General features: G+C 70.2%; 15 protein-coding genes and 1 pseudogene. 8 read left to right on the forward strand and 8 right to left on the reverse strand.

From position 1 onward, the window contains the following. Positions 1-134: 134 nt before the first annotated feature. Both IEY14_RS10725 and IEY14_RS25875 read right to left on the reverse strand, forming a co-directional pair. The gene (locus IEY14_RS10725) at positions 135-1,034 is read right to left on the reverse strand and encodes an MFS transporter (protein ID WP_308422033.1); all 900 of its coding nucleotides are present in this window, start codon (positions 1,032-1,034) and stop codon (positions 135-137) included. After that, entirely contained in the window at positions 1,035-1,340 is a 306-nt protein-coding gene (locus IEY14_RS25875; RefSeq protein WP_244639440.1) for a hypothetical protein, read from the reverse strand. Between the two features lie 240 nt (positions 1,341-1,580). On the opposite strand from IEY14_RS25875, the gene IEY14_RS10730 reads away from it, so the two are divergent. Then, positions 1,581-2,360: a carboxymuconolactone decarboxylase family protein gene (locus IEY14_RS10730; protein WP_188908299.1), complete on the forward strand. Its 780-nt coding sequence runs from the start codon at positions 1,581-1,583 to the stop codon at positions 2,358-2,360. A 17-nt stretch (positions 2,361-2,377) separates the two neighbouring features. Here the strand turns inward: IEY14_RS10730 and IEY14_RS10735 are convergent, their stop codons facing one another. Continuing rightward, entirely contained in the window at positions 2,378-3,271 is an 894-nt protein-coding gene (locus IEY14_RS10735; RefSeq protein WP_188908302.1) for a LysR family transcriptional regulator, read from the reverse strand. 110 nt (positions 3,272-3,381) lie between these two features. Here IEY14_RS10735 and IEY14_RS10740 point away from each other — a divergent pair. From IEY14_RS10740 to IEY14_RS10770, 7 genes and pseudogenes are all read left to right on the forward strand, one after another. After that, positions 3,382-3,765 (forward strand): annotated as a pseudogene (locus IEY14_RS10740) (DUF2255 family protein). A gap of 151 nt (positions 3,766-3,916) precedes the next feature. Next, the gene (locus IEY14_RS10745; protein WP_188908304.1) at positions 3,917-4,315 is read left to right on the forward strand and encodes a (R)-mandelonitrile lyase; all 399 of its coding nucleotides are present in this window, start codon (positions 3,917-3,919) and stop codon (positions 4,313-4,315) included. Then, positions 4,273-4,575, forward strand: coding sequence for a tautomerase family protein (locus IEY14_RS10750; protein ID WP_280515044.1), 303 nt, complete (start codon positions 4,273-4,275; stop codon positions 4,573-4,575). The genes IEY14_RS10745 and IEY14_RS10750 overlap by 43 nt, the downstream gene beginning before the upstream one ends. 296 nt (positions 4,576-4,871) lie before the next feature. Next, positions 4,872-5,516 carry an aldehyde dehydrogenase iron-sulfur subunit PaoA gene (gene paoA, locus IEY14_RS10755; protein WP_188908308.1) on the forward strand — a complete coding sequence of 215 codons (645 nt, stop codon included), beginning with the start codon at positions 4,872-4,874 and terminating at the stop codon, positions 5,514-5,516. Next, positions 5,513-6,463, forward strand: a complete 951-nt coding sequence (locus IEY14_RS10760; protein ID WP_188908310.1) for an FAD binding domain-containing protein — start codon at positions 5,513-5,515, stop codon at positions 6,461-6,463. The genes paoA and IEY14_RS10760 overlap by 4 nt, the downstream gene beginning before the upstream one ends. 4 nt (positions 6,464-6,467) lie before the next feature. Further along, positions 6,468-8,693, forward strand: a complete 2,226-nt coding sequence (gene paoC / locus IEY14_RS10765; protein ID WP_188908312.1) for an aldehyde oxidoreductase molybdenum-binding subunit PaoC — start codon at positions 6,468-6,470, stop codon at positions 8,691-8,693. A gap of 95 nt (positions 8,694-8,788) precedes the next feature. Continuing rightward, a complete protein-coding gene (locus tag IEY14_RS10770) occupies positions 8,789-9,772 on the forward strand; it encodes an aldo/keto reductase (RefSeq protein ID WP_188908313.1) in 984 nt (327 codons plus the stop codon). A gap of 99 nt (positions 9,773-9,871) precedes the next feature. Here IEY14_RS10770 and IEY14_RS10775 read toward each other — a convergent pair whose 3' ends face one another. From IEY14_RS10775 to IEY14_RS10795, 5 genes are all read right to left on the reverse strand, one after another. Continuing rightward, complete coding sequence (locus IEY14_RS10775; RefSeq protein WP_188908315.1) at positions 9,872-10,540, reverse strand: glutathione S-transferase family protein; 669 nt, start codon at positions 10,538-10,540, stop codon at positions 9,872-9,874. A gap of 224 nt (positions 10,541-10,764) precedes the next feature. Continuing rightward, positions 10,765-11,667: a LysR family transcriptional regulator gene (locus tag IEY14_RS10780; protein WP_188908318.1), complete on the reverse strand. Its 903-nt coding sequence runs from the start codon at positions 11,665-11,667 to the stop codon at positions 10,765-10,767. Positions 11,668-11,874: 207 nt separating this feature from the next. After that, positions 11,875-12,327 carry a (R)-mandelonitrile lyase gene (locus IEY14_RS10785; RefSeq protein WP_188908320.1) on the reverse strand — a complete coding sequence of 151 codons (453 nt, stop codon included), beginning with the start codon at positions 12,325-12,327 and terminating at the stop codon, positions 11,875-11,877. A 209-nt stretch (positions 12,328-12,536) separates the two neighbouring features. Beyond that, a complete protein-coding gene (locus IEY14_RS10790) occupies positions 12,537-13,679 on the reverse strand; it encodes an aldo/keto reductase (protein WP_188908322.1) in 1,143 nt (380 codons plus the stop codon). Positions 13,680-13,719: 40 nt separating this feature from the next. Beyond that, positions 13,720-14,616 (reverse strand): aldo/keto reductase, encoded by an 897-nt coding sequence (locus IEY14_RS10795; protein WP_188908324.1) that lies wholly within the window; start codon positions 14,614-14,616, stop codon positions 13,720-13,722. Positions 14,617-14,700: the final 84 nt, after the last annotated feature.

Consider the following 14,700-nt stretch of genomic DNA (forward strand, 5'->3'; position numbering starts at 1 on the left):
CCCGCCCGGCGCATCGATCGTTGAAGGGTTTGCGAGCTTAGATGGCGCCGCGCCGACGGAGGATTACCCCGCCCGACGCGAATGGAGACATGAGCGCTTCTCACAAGTCTCCGTCGGCACCCGGCCGCGTGGCGTCAACGCCGCCGAACGTCGGCCGACGCAAGGGTCGCACGGTTGAGGGTCCACGCGGATAGGGCGGACACTACGACGGCTACCTGTCCGCCGACGAGGGCATGCCATCCCGCGATGTCCCACAACGTGCCCGCCAGCAGCGAGCCGATCGCGCCGCCGGTGAAGTTGCAGACGACATAGGCGGTGTTCACCCGGCTCCGGGCCTGCGCGGCCAGGGAGAAAAGGCGCGTCTGGTTGAGGATGGCGATCCCTTGGATGGCGACGTCGACCAGCAGCACCGCCGCCAGCAGCAGCACGATCGACCTCGCGCCCGCGGCCGCCAGCGCGAGCGAAGCGAGGGCCAGGACGAGCGCGGCCCCGGTCGCCCGCGAGGACCAGCCGAGGTCGTGCAGCCTGCCCGCCTGCCTCGCCGCGAGGGCGCCTGCCAGGCCGACGAGGCCGACGAGGCCGATGCGCGCGAGCGAGTAGGAGAAGGGCGGGGATCTGAGCAGGAAGGTCAGCCCCGTCCAGAACATCGTGAACACGCCGAAGGAGCACGCCCCGATGAACAGCGTGACCCCGATGGCCCGGTGCGCGGTCACGGTCGTGACGATGGAGGCGAGCAGCCTCGGGTACGACATACCCCCGTGCCGCTCCGTGTCCCGGGGGAGCTTCGCGGCCACGACGACCGCGAGGATCGCCGTGGCGGCCGACGCCAGGACGTAGATGGCCCGCCACCCGAAATGCTCCGCGACGAAGCCGCTGACCGTGCGCGACAGGAGGATGCCGACGAGGATGCCGGAGGCGATCGAGCCCACCACCCGGCCGCGCTGGTCGTCACGCGAGAGGTCGCCTGCCAGGGGGAGGAGCAACTGCCCGGACACGGCCGTCGCCCCGGTGGCGAGGAGGCCGGAGACCAGCAGTCAATAGCCCGGTGCCGCGGCGCATGCGAGGAGCGCGAGCGCCGACAGCGCCAGCATCGCCGGGATCAGGCGCCGACGGTCGAGGGCGTCGCCCAGGGGCACCAGCAGGAGCACGCCGCAGGCGTAGCCGACCTGCGTCGCCGTGATGAGCGCCCCGGCTGCCGCCAGGGAGACGCCCAGGGAAGCGGCGATCTCGGCGAGCAGCGGCTGCGCCCAGTAGAGGTTGCCGACTGCGGAGCCGCCGGCCAACGCGAACAGGAACGTCATCCCGCGGGACATGCCCGGCGGTACCGAATGCTTGGTCATCGCATGTCCTCGCGGAGGGCATCCCGCGGGGTCGGCCGGCCGCCGGCCCGGCATCGGCGGGAGCGTCCGGCATCTAGGCCCGGCAGGACCGATCGCCAAGTCCCGTCCGTCCCCCCTCCCCGGATCGACGGTGCGATCGATCGACAGGACTCATGGGTCCTATGGCCCCGCGCAGCCTAATCCGCGCGTCGGAAGGATCCATCTGGGAGGGACACGCGAACCGCGCAAAAGGACCGTCCCATGAATCTTCTCGCCGCCGCGCTCTCGATGTCCGTCGCCGGGCTCGCCCCGGCCCTTGCCCAGGAGGAACGGCGCGCCCGCGTCGCGCCGTCCGTCACCGCCGCCGACGTCGAGGCCGTTTCCCCGGTCCTCGCGAGGCACCTCCGGGGGACCCTGCTGGGCGAGGTGTGGTCGCGGCCCGGCATGTCCGCCCGCGACCGCAGCGTCGTCACCGTCGCCGCGTTGGTTGCCCGAAACCAGGCGACGGAGATGCCCTTCTACTTCGGCAGGGCGCTCGACAGCGGCGTCACCCCCGCCGAACTGTCCGAGATCATCGCGCATCTCGCCTGGTACTCCGGCTTCCCGAACGCGGTGTCCGCTGTGGCGGCCGCCCGCGACGTCTTCGCGGAACGGGGCGTCGAGGCGGAGCAACTCCCGGCGGCGTCGCCCGAGCCCCTGCCGCAGGACGAGGCCGCAGAGGCGGCCCGCCACCGCTCGGTCAGCGAGAACGTCGGTCCCGTGTCGCAAGGGGTCGTCGACTACACCGACATGCTCTTCGACGACGTCTGGCGCAGGCCCGGCCTCGCCCCGCGCGACCGCAGCCTCGTCACCCTGTCCGCCCTCGTCGTGTCCGGCCAGTCGGCGCAGGTGACGTTCCACCTGAACCGCGCCATGGACAACGGGCTGACCCGCGAGGAGGTGTCCGAGACGCTCACCCAGCTCGCGTTCTACGGCGGGTGGCCGAACGTCATGTCGGCGGTGCCGGTCGTGAAGGACGTCCTTGCCAAGCGCGGGGGCTGACGGCGAGCGCCAACTCCTCAGCCGCGGTAGCGCAGAGCGTCCAGCACGACCTGGAAGGCCGCGGTCGGCTGGCGCCGGCTCGGGTAGTACATGTGGTACCCCGACCATTTCGGACACCAGTCCTCGAGGACCCGGACCAGCCGCCCCGCGTCCATTTCCGGCTTGGCGAGCTCGAGGGGCATGTAGGCAAACCCGTATCCGTCGAGCGCGGCGGCCAGGATCTGGCGGACCCCGTTGAAGGTCGCGCGTCCCTCGACGCGCACGCGCAGTTCCCGGTTGCCTCGCTCGAACTCCCAGACGTAGTTCCCGCCGTGGGTGGGAAGCCAAAGGTTGATGCAGTCGTGAGCCGTGAGGTCTTGCGGCACGACCGGAGGCTCGCGCCCCTCAAGGTAACCCGGCGAACACACTGTGGCGAAGGCGAAGTCGGGTCCGATCCGCGTCGCCACCATGCCGTCGGCCACCGTCTCGCCGAGGCGGACGCCGGCGTCGAACCGCTCGGACGCGATGTCGGTCAGGCCGTAGTCGGTGATGATCTGGATCTCGATCGCCGGATGGTCGCGCAGGACGTCGGACAGCCTCGGCCAGATGACGGTGTCGATGGCATAATCCTCGGCAGTGATGCGTACGGTGCCGGCCGGGCGGTCGCCGAGCGCAGCGACACCGGCCAACTCCTCCTCGATCTCCCTGAACCGGGGTTCGAGGCTCGCGACCAACCGTTCCCCGGCAGGGGTCGGATTGACGCTGCGGGTCGTCCTGATGAGGAGCCGGACGCCCATCCTCTCCTCGAGTTGGCGCACGGTGTGGCTCAGGGCGGATTGCGACACCCCGAGCTGGGCGGCGGCACGCGTGAAGCTCCGCTCGCGGGCGACGGCCAGGAAGTAGAGGAGGCTGTTGACGTTCTCTCGCAGCATTCATGACCTCCGCTCATGGCACCATGCAGGTTTCGGCACCCAACGGCAACGCGCGGACCGTCCAAGTGCATGCCCGCGGCCGATCGGGCCGCCCACCGACGGAGACGAACATGAGAAACTGGACCGAAGGGGAGGTCCGGAGGATCGTCCCCGCCGACGACCTGCACGTCGCGCCCCTGCGCGACGACGGGTTCACCCACGGCATGCCGAACCGGATATGGGCCGTCGTCCTCGACGGCAACCTCTACGCACATGCCTGCAACGGCACCGCCTCGCGCTGATACGGGGCCGCGCTCCGACAGCGGGCCGGGCGCGCGTCGGTCGCCGGATCCACCTTCGATGTCGCGTTCGGGCCGGCGGACGTAGAAACCGCGGACCGCCTCGACGCGGCCTACCGCGGGGAATACCGGGGCAACCCGTACCTCGACTCGATGGTGTCCGAACGCGCGCGCTCGGCCGCCGTACGGATCGATCCCGCGCCCGTCGACGGGTGACGCCAGGGCTTGCGAGGAGACGGGCTTGGCCTGCGGATTTATCAAGCCGCCTCATGTGTCCCATGAGCGCTCCGCTCCCTGACCGCGGGTGCGCGGGACCATACATGGAACGAGTTGCGGCGGCGCGCGCCGCACGAGAAAGGACACACTCATGGACATCACCAGGAACGGCTCAAATCCCTCCGGCAGGGGTCCGGCGGAATGGTTCACGGGCACGGTCAGGATCGACCCGCTCTTCGCCGCGAACGACGCGCGCCGGGGCGCGGCCTCCGCGGTGACCTTTGAGCCGGGGGCCCGGACGGCATGGCACACCCATCCGCTCGGACAGACGCTGGTCGTCACGTCGGGGCTCGGGCTCGTGCAGCGCGAGGGCGGCCCCGTCGAGGAGATCCGTCCGGGCGACGTCGTCTGGTTCGAGCCGGGCGAGAGGCACTGGCACGGCGCCTCCCCGACTGTCGCCATGACCCACGTCGCCATCCAGGAGCACAAGGACGGGAAGGTCGTCGACTGGCTGGAGCACGTGACCGACGAACAGTACGGCGCCCGCTAGCCGCGGCGAACGGAAGGGAACGACAGATGCCACACGTGAACGTGAAGCTCGCGACCGGGCGCTCGGAGGAGCAGAAGCGGGAACTAACGCGCCGGATCGTGGAGGCGGTGACCTCGACGGTCGGGTGCGACGAGGACGCCGTCTCCGTTGCCATCCAGGACGTCCCGATGGCCGAATGGAACGACGCGGTCTACGTGCCGGAGATCGAGCCGTCCCTCGACGGGCTCTACAAGAAGCCGGGATACGGCCGCCCCGGATGACGGCCTCGATGGCGGTCGGTGGCGAGGCGGCGACCGCCCGAGCGGCCCGGCCCGACGCCGCCCGACGCACGGTTGGGGCACCGCCGTTCGCGTCGCGGCGCCCCGTATCCATGAGCGGACCTCATAACGGCATTCAGTCGCGGGACGGTAATCGCTTCCGCGGTTTGGACTAGTTGTAAACAGGATCGGACGGGCGGTTGGCTCGGGCCTCGGCGCCCGCCGCCGCGCCCTCCGCGCGAGCGGCGACGCCCGGCGCGCCGCCGACGTCCCCAAAAGACCTGCGGAATGGGATCGCCATGACGAGATTTCCGGAATTCACGATGAACCGCCGCGAGCTGATGGCCAGCGCCTCCGCCTGTGCGGCCGCCACCGTCTTGCCGGCCGCCGCCATGGCGCAGGCCGCCTCGGCGGGTGCCGCCGACACGCCCGTCTTGTCCACGGTGTCCCTCACCGTGAACGGCACCGCGCGCGAACTCGAGCTCGACCTGCGCACGACGCTGCTCGACGCGCTGCGCGAGCACCTGGACCTGACGGGCACGAAGAAGGGTTGCGACCACGGCCAGTGCGGCGCCTGCACGGTGATGGTGAACGGCCGGCGCATCAACTCCTGCCTGACGCTCGCCGTCCTGCACCAGGGCGACGAGGTGACGACGATCGAGGGCCTGGGCACGCCGGACGACCTGCACCCGATGCAGGACGCGTTCGTTCGCCACGACGGCTACCAGTGCGGCTACTGCACGCCGGGCCAGATCGTGTCGGCGGTCGCTGTCCTCGACGAGGTGAAGGCGGGCATCCCGAGCCACGTGACCGCCGATCTTGCCACGGCGCCCGAGGCATCCAACGTCGAGCTCCGCGAACGCATGAGCGGCAACATCTGCCGCTGCGGGGCCTATTCCAACATCGCCGAAGCCATGGCCGAGGTCGCCGGGAGGCCCGCATGAGATCCTTCACCTTCGAGCGGGCGACGAGCCCGCAGGCCGCCGCACAGGCCGCCGCCGCCAACCCGGACGCGAAGTTCATCGCGGGCGGCACCAACCTCCTCGACCTCATGAAGCTCGAGATCGAGACGCCGCGGCACCTCATCGACGTGAACGGGCTCGGCCTCGACACGATCGGGGCGACCGACGACGGCGGCCTGAGGATCGGGGCGCTGGTTCGCAACACGGACATGGCCGCCGACGAACGCGTACGCCGCGACTACGGCGTGCTGACTCGGGCGGTCGTGGCAGGCGCGTCCGGCCAGCTCCGGAACAAGGCGACCACCGCCGGCAACCTCCTCCAGCGCACGCGCTGCCCCTACTTCTACGACACCAACATGGCCTGCAACAAACGCCAGCCCGGTTCGGGCTGCTCGGCCCTGGAAGGCTACTCTCGCCAGCTCGGCGTCGTCGGGGTGAGCGACGCATGCATCGCCACCAATCCGTCGGACATGAACGTTGCCCTCCGGGTGCTCGACGCCACCGTCGAGACGGTGAAGCCGGACGGCGAGACGCGCGCGATCCCGATCGCCGACTTCCACCGTCTTCCGGGCGACACGCCCGAGGTCGAGACCGCGCTGGAGCCCGGCGAATTCATCACGGCCGTAACGCTCCCTGCGCCGGTCGGCGGCCGGCAGATCTACCGCAAGGTCCGCGACCGCGCGTCCTACGCCTTCGCGCTCGTTTCGGTGGCGGCGGTGGTGCAGCCGGACGGCTCCGGGCGCGTCGCCGTCGGCGGCGTCGCGCACAAGCCGTGGCGCGTTGCGGAGGCCGACGCGGCTCTGGCGCAGGGCGCCCGGGTGGCAGCCCAACGCCTCTTCGCCGATGCCCGGCCGACCGAACACAACGCCTTCAAAGTCCCGCTGACCGAGCGCACGCTCGCCGCGGTCCTGGCCGAAGCGGGGAGATGAGGCCATGAAGTTCGACAGCCCCGCAGCTACCAACCCCATCGACCGCATGCAGGTGGTGGGCCAGCCGCACGAACGCATCGACGGCCGCTTCAAGGTCACGGGCACTGCCCGTTACGCCTACGAGCACAACGACCTCGGGCCGGACACCGCGTATGGCTACGTCGTCGGCAGCGCCGTCGCGAAGGGTCGGATTGCCCGCATCGATTCCTCGGAAGCCCGCCGCGCGCCGGGCGTGCTGGCGATCGTGACCCACGAGAACGCGGGCAAGCTCGGAAAGGGACGCCTGAACGTCGCTCGCCTCCTGGCGGGCCCCGAGGTCGAGCACTACCACCAGGCGGTCGCGCTCGTGGTCGCTGAGACGTTCGAGCAGGCGCGCGCCGCCGCCGCCATGGTGCGGGTCGACTACGAACGGACGGACGGCAGGTTCGACCTCGCCGCCCTCGCGTCGGGGGCCCCGCTCGTCGGCGGCAACAGCGACGAGGGCAGCGCATCCCCGCCCGAGGAGCGCCTCGGCGAGTTCGAGCGCGCCTTCGCCGACGCGCCCGTGCAGCTTGACGAGACCTACACGACACCGGACCAAAGCCATTCCGCCATGGAGCCGCACGCCTCCGTCGCCCGGTGGGACGGGGACGAGCTGACGGTCTGGACGTCCAACCAGATGATCGACTGGGGTCGCAGCGACCTCGCGGCGACGCTGGAGATCCCGAAGGAGAAGGTCCGGCTCGTCTCGCCCTTCGTCGGCGGAGGCTTCGGCGGGAAGCTATTCCTTCGCACCGACGCGCTCCTCGCCGCACTCGGAGCCCGGGAGGCAGGCCGGCCGGTGAAGGTCGCGCTGGCCCGGCCCCTGATCGCGAACAACACGACGCACCGTCCCGCCACCATCCAGCGCATCCGGATCGGCGCCGGCCGCGACGGGAAGATCGCGGCCATCGCCCACGAGAGCACGTCGGGCAACCTTCCCGGCGGCGATCCCGAGACGGCCGTCGCGCAGACGAAGCTCCTGTACGCGGGCGAACACCGACTGGCGGCCATGCGCCTTGCCGAGACCGACCTTCCGGAGGGCAACGCCATGCGCGCGCCCGGCGAGGCGCCGGGGCTCATGGCCCTCGAGATCGCCATGGACGAGATGGCCGAGAAGCTCGGCATGGACCCGGTGGAGTTCCGCGTCGTCAACGACACGCAGGTCGACCCGATGAAGCCGGAGCGCCGCTTCTCCCAGCGCCAGCTCGTCGAGTGCCTCCGCCAGGGAGCCGACCGCTTCGGCTGGAGCGCCCGGGGCGCCGAACCCGGCCAGGTGCGGGACGGCCAGTGGCTGGTCGGCATGGGCGTCGCCGCGGCCTTCCGCAACAACCTTGTCCTTCCCTCGGGTGCGCGCGTCCGGCTCGGGCGGGATGGCGTGGTGACGGTCGAGACCGACATGACCGACATCGGCACGGGCTCCTACACGATCATCGCCCAGACGGCCGCGGAGATGATGGGGTTGCCGCTCAGCCGGATGCAGGTGGTCCTCGGCGACTCCGACTTCCCGGTCTCGGCCGGGTCCGGCGGCCAGTTCGGCGCCAACTCCTCGACGGCCGGCGTCTACGCCGCTTGCGTCAAGCTGCGCGAGGCGGTCGCCGCCAAGCTCGGCTTCAACTCGGCGGACGACGTCGAGTTCACCGGGGGCGAGGTCCGCTCCGGCAACCGTGCGGTCCAGCTCGCCGACGCGGCCGCCGACGTCGAGCTCGTCGCCGAGGACAGGATCGAGTTCGACAAGGACTTCATCGACGCCGAGCAGCAGTCGACCTTCGGCGCCCATTTCGTCGAGGTCGGCGTCGACATGGCGACGGCGGAAGTGCGGGTGCGGCGGATGCTGTCCGTCTGCGCGGCCGGCAGGATCCTCAACCCGGTCACGGCCCGCAGCCAAGTGATTGGTGCCATGACCATGGGCGTTGGCGGCGCGCTGATGGAGGAACTCGCGGTCGACACGCGACACGGCTTCTTCGTCAACCACGACCTCGCCGGCTACGAGGTGCCCGTCCATGCCGACATCCCGCACCAGGATGTCGTCTTCCTCGACGAGATGGATCCGCGCTCCTCGCCGATGAAGGCGAAAGGCGTGGGCGAGCTCGGCCTCTGCGGCGTCGGTGCGGCGGTGGCGAACGCGATCCACAACGCGATCGGGGTGCGGGTCCGGCACTACCCGATCACCCTCGACAAGCTGCTGACGGGCCTTCCCGCAACGGCGTGAACCCAGGGGGTGCCGGATCGGACGAGCCGCAAGGCTCCCGTGCAGATGCGCGTCCGGTCCGCCGTTGCCCCTCGACCACCAGAAAGGAATTCGCCATGGAAACCCGCACGCTCGGGACAAACGGTCCGCAGGTCTCCGCGCTCGGCTTCGGCTGCATGGGCTTGTCGTTCGGGTACGGCCCGTCCATGGCCAAGGCTGACGCGGTCGCGCTCATTCGCTCCGCCCACGACCTAGGCGTGACGTTCTTCGACACCGCGGAAGCCTACGGCGCGGACAACGAGGAATGGCTGGGAGAGGCCGTGGCCCCGTTCCGGGACGGGGTCGTCATCGCCACCAAGTTCGGCTGGAAGGACGGCAACCCGAGGAAGGGCGAGCTCGACAGCCGTCCCGAGCGGATCCGGCAGGTCGCCGAACAGTCCCTGAAGCGGCTGCGGACCGATCGCATCGACCTGTTCTACCAGCATCGTGTCGACCCCGCCGTCCCGATCGAGGACGTGGCCGGGGCGGTGAAGGACCTCGTCGCCGAGGGCAAGGTCGCCCACTTCGGCCTGTCCGAGCCCGGCGCCCGCACCGTCCGCCGCGCGCACGCGGTGCAGCCCGTCGCCGCCGTCCAGAGCGAGTACTCGCTGTTCACGCGCGACCCCGAGGCGGAGATCCTGCCGGCGCTCGAGGAACTCGGCATCGGCTTCGTGCCGTTCAGCCCGCTCGGCAAGGGATTCCTCACGGGCAAGATCGACGCCTCCACGACGTTCGGCGAAGGCGACATCCGCAACGTCCTGCCGAGGTTCCAGGGCGAGGCGCGCGCGAACAACCAGAAGCTCGTCGCGGCCATCGGGGAGATCGCCGAAAGGAAGGGCATCACGCCCGCGCAGGTCGCGTTGGCGTGGCTCCTCGGACGAAAGCCGTGGATCGTGCCGATCCCCGGCACCACCAAGCTCCACCGCCTGGAGGAGAACGTCGGATCGGTCCCCGTCGTGCTCAGCGATGACGAGGAGCGGACGATCGCGGACATCCTGGAGCGGATGCCGATCCAAGGCGAGCGTTACGGCGAGCAGGGAATGAAGCTCCTGGACCGCTGACCCTCGGGCGCGGGACGCTTGGGCTACGGCGCGACATCCCGCGCCGCGGCACCCGTGTCGTGTATGGCGCGCGGCGGGACCGCCGCCCGTTCCATGCCGTCAGCGCCCGCGACCTGCTTCGGCCAGTACGCGGTCGATGCGCTCGTCGATCTCGCGCTTGGTCTCCGCCCAGACCGGCACCGTGTCGAGAAGGCGCTGCTGCCACGCGACGAGATGCGGGAACTCGTGGAAGGGGATCCTCGTGCGGTGGGACTGCGAGAAGGGTGCCGCGACGTCGATGTCGGCAAGGGTCAGTCGGTCGCCGACGATGAAGCTGCGGTCGGCCAGATGCGTGTCCAGCACGGCGGCGGCTGCCCGCACGTTGCGCTCGACGAGTCCCACGATGCTCGGATCCTCGGCTTCGCCCATGACGCTCTTCACGATGCGCTCGTTGAAGAGGGTCGTGGCGAAGACCCGCCACTGCTCGCCCGACCAGAACATCCACTGGAGCACCTCGTAGCGCTCCCGCGCCGTCGTGCCGAGGAGGTCGGAGCCCACTTTCTCCGCCAGGTAGACGTTGATCGCGGCCGCCTCGTAAAGCACCGTGTCGCCGTCCACCATCACCGGCGTAAGCCCGTGCGGGTTAAGCTTGAGAAACTCGGGCGTGTGGCTGTCGCCCTTGAACAGATCCATGTTCACGTACTCGAGCTCGATCCCCATGAGAGCCGCTGCGGTCGTGACCCTGCGGCGGCTACCCGATCCCGGATCGCCGTAGAGTTTGATGGCCATGCGCTTTTCCTCTTCCAACTTCGGCCGGAGGCCGGCGTCGCTTCTGTTGGAAGGCAGGTAACGGCTCGCTGTCGCCGACGGCAGGCTTCCCGTCGGCATCCTTCCCATTCCAGGGATGAATGAGTGGCAGCGGGAACGGCGGAAGGTGGCCCTGCAAGTTCACGCGCCTCGGGCGCGCCCCGGGGGCCGCCAGACGGAACGTGTGGTCCTACCGGACCCCTGTCCTAGGGGCGCAGTTCCGCCACGGACGCGCAGACCTCGGCCAGGAAGTCGACGAAGAGACGGACCCGTGCCGGCATGCGTCGCCCGGATGCCGTCACCGCGTGGATCGGGAACGGGTCGGGCGCGTACTCGGCGAGGATCCGAACCGCGTCCCCTGTGGCGAGCGCGTCGGAGAACAGCCAGCTTCCGCTGTGCGCGATGCCGAGGCCGGCGAGCACGGCGCCCCGCAGGTGCTCGGCATCGTTGGTCCTGAAAAAGCCGGATGGATCGACGGTCAGCTCGCCCTCTGCCGTCTTGAAGCCCCAGCCCATCGTCTCGCCGTGGAAGACGTAGCCTATCGTGTCGTGTCCGAAGAGGTCGGCGGGCGCGTCGGGGACGCCGCGCTCGCGGAGGTAGCCGGCGGACGCGACGGTCATCATCCGCATGGTGCCGATGCGCCGCGCCGTGAGCGAAGAGTCCGCGAGCCGTCCGATGCGGATCGCGACATCCACCCCTCGGCCGACCAAGTCGACTTGGCCGCCCGCAACGTCCAGCTCGATCGACACGCCGGGATTGCGGGTCCGGAACTCCGCGAGCCGTGGAACGACGAACATGCGCGCGAACGCCGGCGATGATGCGACGCGCACGAGACCGGAAGCCGTGACCTGGCCGCTTGTCGCGCGCTCCTCTGCCGCCGCGAGAGCGTCGAGAACGTGCCGCGCGGACTCGAAGTAGTCCTGTCCGGCGGGCGTCATCTTGAGCATACGGGAGGTGCGGGTGAGGAGTTGCACCCCAAGCCGTGCCTCCAAAGCTGCGACAGTCTTGCTTACCGTTGGTTGGCCGATGCCGAGATCGCGTGCCGCCTTCGAGAAGCTGCCGCTCTCGACCACCCTGACGAACACGCGGAGAGTCTCGAATCGATCCATCCTGCATCTCACCGGGGAAGGAACCCGCTGTCGAGGTGCCTCGCAGTTCTCGCCGCAGCACGATTGTCGGACGGCCTCGCGGCTGCGGCCAGCGCAACGCGAGCAGTTTCCGCGGCAGCGGGATTCGCCTTCGGACCCGCGTGGCCTTTCCAGCGCTGGCTCGGAACCGTTTGCGCACCCGCGGATGGCACGCCGGTGGACCGAGCGCTAGTCGAGGTACTGCTCGTCGGTGACGTGCTCCATCCAGACGGCGTTCCTGCCGTCGACGCTCTCCGTGACGGCGACGTGGCTCATCGCCGAGCCGTCCGTGGCACCGTGCCAGTGCTTGACCCCGGCCTTGGTCCGGATGACGTCGCCGACCCGTATCTCGTGCTTCTCGCCGCCTTCCTCCTGCACCCAGCCGGTGCCCGAGGTCACGATGAGCGTCTGGCCGGCGGGATGCGAGTGCCAGGCGCTGCGGGCGCCGGCTTGGAACGTCACGTGTCCGCCACTCGTGCCGGAATGGTCGCCCGCGGGGAAGAGCGGCTTGACGGAGACCTCGCCGGTGAAGTTCTCCGTCGGCCCCGGACGCGGCTCGATGGTGTCCGAGCGGTCGATCGTCTGCGCGGAGCCCGCGGACGGAAGAGCCAGCAGGAGCAAGGCGGCGGCGACGGTTCTCATGGGACGGTACCTTCCTTGAAGCGTTGCGGTTCGGGTTCATGCCCGTGGGTGTGCCGGGGCGGCGCGGTTGCCGCCCGGCGGGCCCGTTGCCGGGAACCTCCGCCGATGGCCACGCGGGGGCTCGCTCCCGCCACCGGGAATGGCCGTCGGCGACCGTGTGCCTTCGGGATCTCGGGGCCTCGCCGCGCTGCCGCGAAGCCCCGATCGCCTCATGCCGGGACCGGCGCCCGCGCGTCGATGAGGCTCCCGTCGCGCAGCTCGGCCCAAAAGGCCCCGGGAATCGTCACGGCGAACGCGGCCGCGTTCTGGCGCACCTGGTCGGGATCGCTCGCGCCGGGGACGAAGCTCGAGATCGTCGGGTTGGCGTTCAGGAACTGGAGCGCGGCCACCCTCAGGTCGACGCCGTGGTCCGCGGCGACGCGCAGCATCCGGCTCCGCTTCTCCGCCATCTCGGGCGGGATCTGCGTCCGGGCGTTCCAACGGTCCTTGCCCGCGAGGAACCCGCCGTTCAGCGGCGTGCCGACCATGATCGACGCGCCCCGGGCCTGGAGAGCCGGGACGATGCCGTCCAGGGCCGCGGAGTGGTTCGCGAGCGAGTACTGGCTGGCGGCGAGGATGATGTCCGGATCGGCGACCTCAAGAGCCGCGAGGATCGACTCCGGCTCGTTCAGCCCGAGTCCCCAGGCCTTGATCAGCCCCTCGTCCCGCATGCGGGCGAGTGCCGGGAACGCCCCCGTGCGTGCGACCTCGAACTGTGCCCGCCAGTCGTTGTTCGGGAAGTCGGGGGTGCTGGGCCCGAGGTCGTGGACGTAGACGATGTCGAGCGAGGCGAGCCCGAGCCGCTGGAGACTGTCCTCGATCGAACGCCGGACTCCGTCCTCCGTGTAGTCGAAGACGTGCTGGAAGGGCGGGGCGTCGGCCCAGATCGCGACGGTTCGGATGCCGGCGGCCGGATCGGGGCGCAGGACGCGGCCGATCTTCGTCGAGACGACGAACTCGTCGCGCGGCTTGCCGCTCAAGACCTGCCCCATGCGCCGCTCGCTGAGGCCGAGACCATAGAAGGGCGACGTGTCGTAGAGACGGACGCCCGCGTCCCAGGCGGCGTTCATGACGTCGACCGCCGTCTCGTCGGCGACCACCTTCGAGAAGCCGTTGCCGAGCGGGACGCCGCCCAGCCCCAGCCTGTGCGGCGGCCGCCAGCGACCGCCGGACGTGAGATCGTTCATTGGCAGGTTGCCAACGGCGGGGCTGGCCGCGCCGGGCGCCGGCTGGGCGGCCAGGACGGAAGGAAGTGCGGCTGCCCCCAGTGCGCCGAGCGCGGTGGCGGCAAGGAAATGTCGTCGTGTCGTCATCGTTGGCTCCAGTCGGGTTGAAGGGTGGGTGTGGGAGGTCTCAGGCGCGTTCCGCCCGGCGCTTCAGGAAGTCGAGGTCGAAGGCGTCCGGATCCGGGCCTCCGCGCGCGCCGTCTCCCAAGCCGTCGATCGCGGCCATGTCGGCCTCGGACAGCTCGAAGCCGAAGACGTCGAAGTTCTCGGCGATGCGCGCCGCGTGCACGGACTTCGGGATGGCCGAGTGGCCGTGCTGGAGGTGCCACCGGAGCACGACCTGAGCGGGCTTCCGTCCGTGGACCTCGCCGATGCCGACGATGACGGGATGCTCCAGAAGGCGCGTCACGGCCTCGGGATCGGAGGGATGGTTGGTGTAGACGCCGCCGATCGGGGACCACGCCTGCGTGACGATGCCGCGGCGGGCGTTGGCCTCCCGCACCTCGGACTGACGAAACAGGGGGTGCAGCTCGACCTGGTTGACGGCCGGGACCACTTCCGTCCGCTCCGCAAGCATATCGAGGTGGTCGGGGTTGAAGTTGCAGACGCCGATCGCGCGAACGCGTCCGTCGGCGAGAAGGCGCTCCGCGGCCTTGTAGGCCGCGACCGTCGCGTCGAAGTTCGACGGCGTCGGCCAGTGCAGGAGGTAGAGATCCAGGGTCTCGAGCCCGAGCTTGCCCATGCTGACGTCGAACGCCCGGAGCGCCGGGTCGTAGCCGTAGTCGGAGATCCAGAGCTTGGTGGTGACGAAGAGCTCGTCCCGGGCGATCCCGCTTTGCGCGATGCCCTCGCCGACCTGCTGCTCGTTCCCGTAGGCCGCGGCGGTGTCGATCAGCCTGTAGCCCGTTCCGATCGCCTTCCTGACGGCGGCGCCGGTCTCCTCGGGCGGGCTGAGGTACACGCCGAGGCCGATCTGGGGCATCCGCACGCCGCCGTTGAGGGTAAGTTCGGGTGACCGTGTCATGGGTTCTTCCTTCTTGGTGGTGAGGGCCGTTCGTCCACCACAAGGGGGAGCCGAAGGGCGTGTCGCGTGCGGGGCCGCGCCGGG

The sequence above is a fragment of the Aureimonas endophytica genome, assembly GCF_014642635.1.
Lineage (GTDB): Bacteria > Pseudomonadota > Alphaproteobacteria > Rhizobiales > Rhizobiaceae > Plantimonas > Plantimonas endophytica.

Bases quoted from the DNA above. Each gene is read 5' to 3' on its own strand.
- IEY14_RS25875 (WP_244639440.1), bottom strand. From the start codon at position 1,340: ATGACCAAGCATTCGGTACCGCCGGGCATGTCCCGCGGGATGACGTTC.
- IEY14_RS10730 (WP_188908299.1), top strand. From the start codon at position 1,581: ATGAATCTTCTCGCCGCCGCGCTCTCGATGTCCGTCGCCGGGCTCGCC.
- IEY14_RS10735 (WP_188908302.1), bottom strand. From the start codon at position 3,271: ATGCTGCGAGAGAACGTCAACAGCCTCCTCTACTTCCTGGCCGTCGCC.
- IEY14_RS10745 (WP_188908304.1), top strand. From the start codon at position 3,917: ATGGACATCACCAGGAACGGCTCAAATCCCTCCGGCAGGGGTCCGGCG.
- paoA (WP_188908308.1), top strand. From the start codon at position 4,872: ATGACGAGATTTCCGGAATTCACGATGAACCGCCGCGAGCTGATGGCC.
- IEY14_RS10760 (WP_188908310.1), top strand. From the start codon at position 5,513: ATGAGATCCTTCACCTTCGAGCGGGCGACGAGCCCGCAGGCCGCCGCA.
- paoC (WP_188908312.1), top strand. From the start codon at position 6,468: ATGAAGTTCGACAGCCCCGCAGCTACCAACCCCATCGACCGCATGCAG.
- IEY14_RS10770 (WP_188908313.1), top strand. From the start codon at position 8,789: ATGGAAACCCGCACGCTCGGGACAAACGGTCCGCAGGTCTCCGCGCTC.
- IEY14_RS10775 (WP_188908315.1), bottom strand. From the start codon at position 10,540: ATGGCCATCAAACTCTACGGCGATCCGGGATCGGGTAGCCGCCGCAGG.
- IEY14_RS10780 (WP_188908318.1), bottom strand. From the start codon at position 11,667: ATGGATCGATTCGAGACTCTCCGCGTGTTCGTCAGGGTGGTCGAGAGC.
- IEY14_RS10785 (WP_188908320.1), bottom strand. From the start codon at position 12,327: ATGAGAACCGTCGCCGCCGCCTTGCTCCTGCTGGCTCTTCCGTCCGCG.
- IEY14_RS10790 (WP_188908322.1), bottom strand. From the start codon at position 13,679: ATGACGACACGACGACATTTCCTTGCCGCCACCGCGCTCGGCGCACTG.
- IEY14_RS10795 (WP_188908324.1), bottom strand. From the start codon at position 14,616: ATGACACGGTCACCCGAACTTACCCTCAACGGCGGCGTGCGGATGCCC.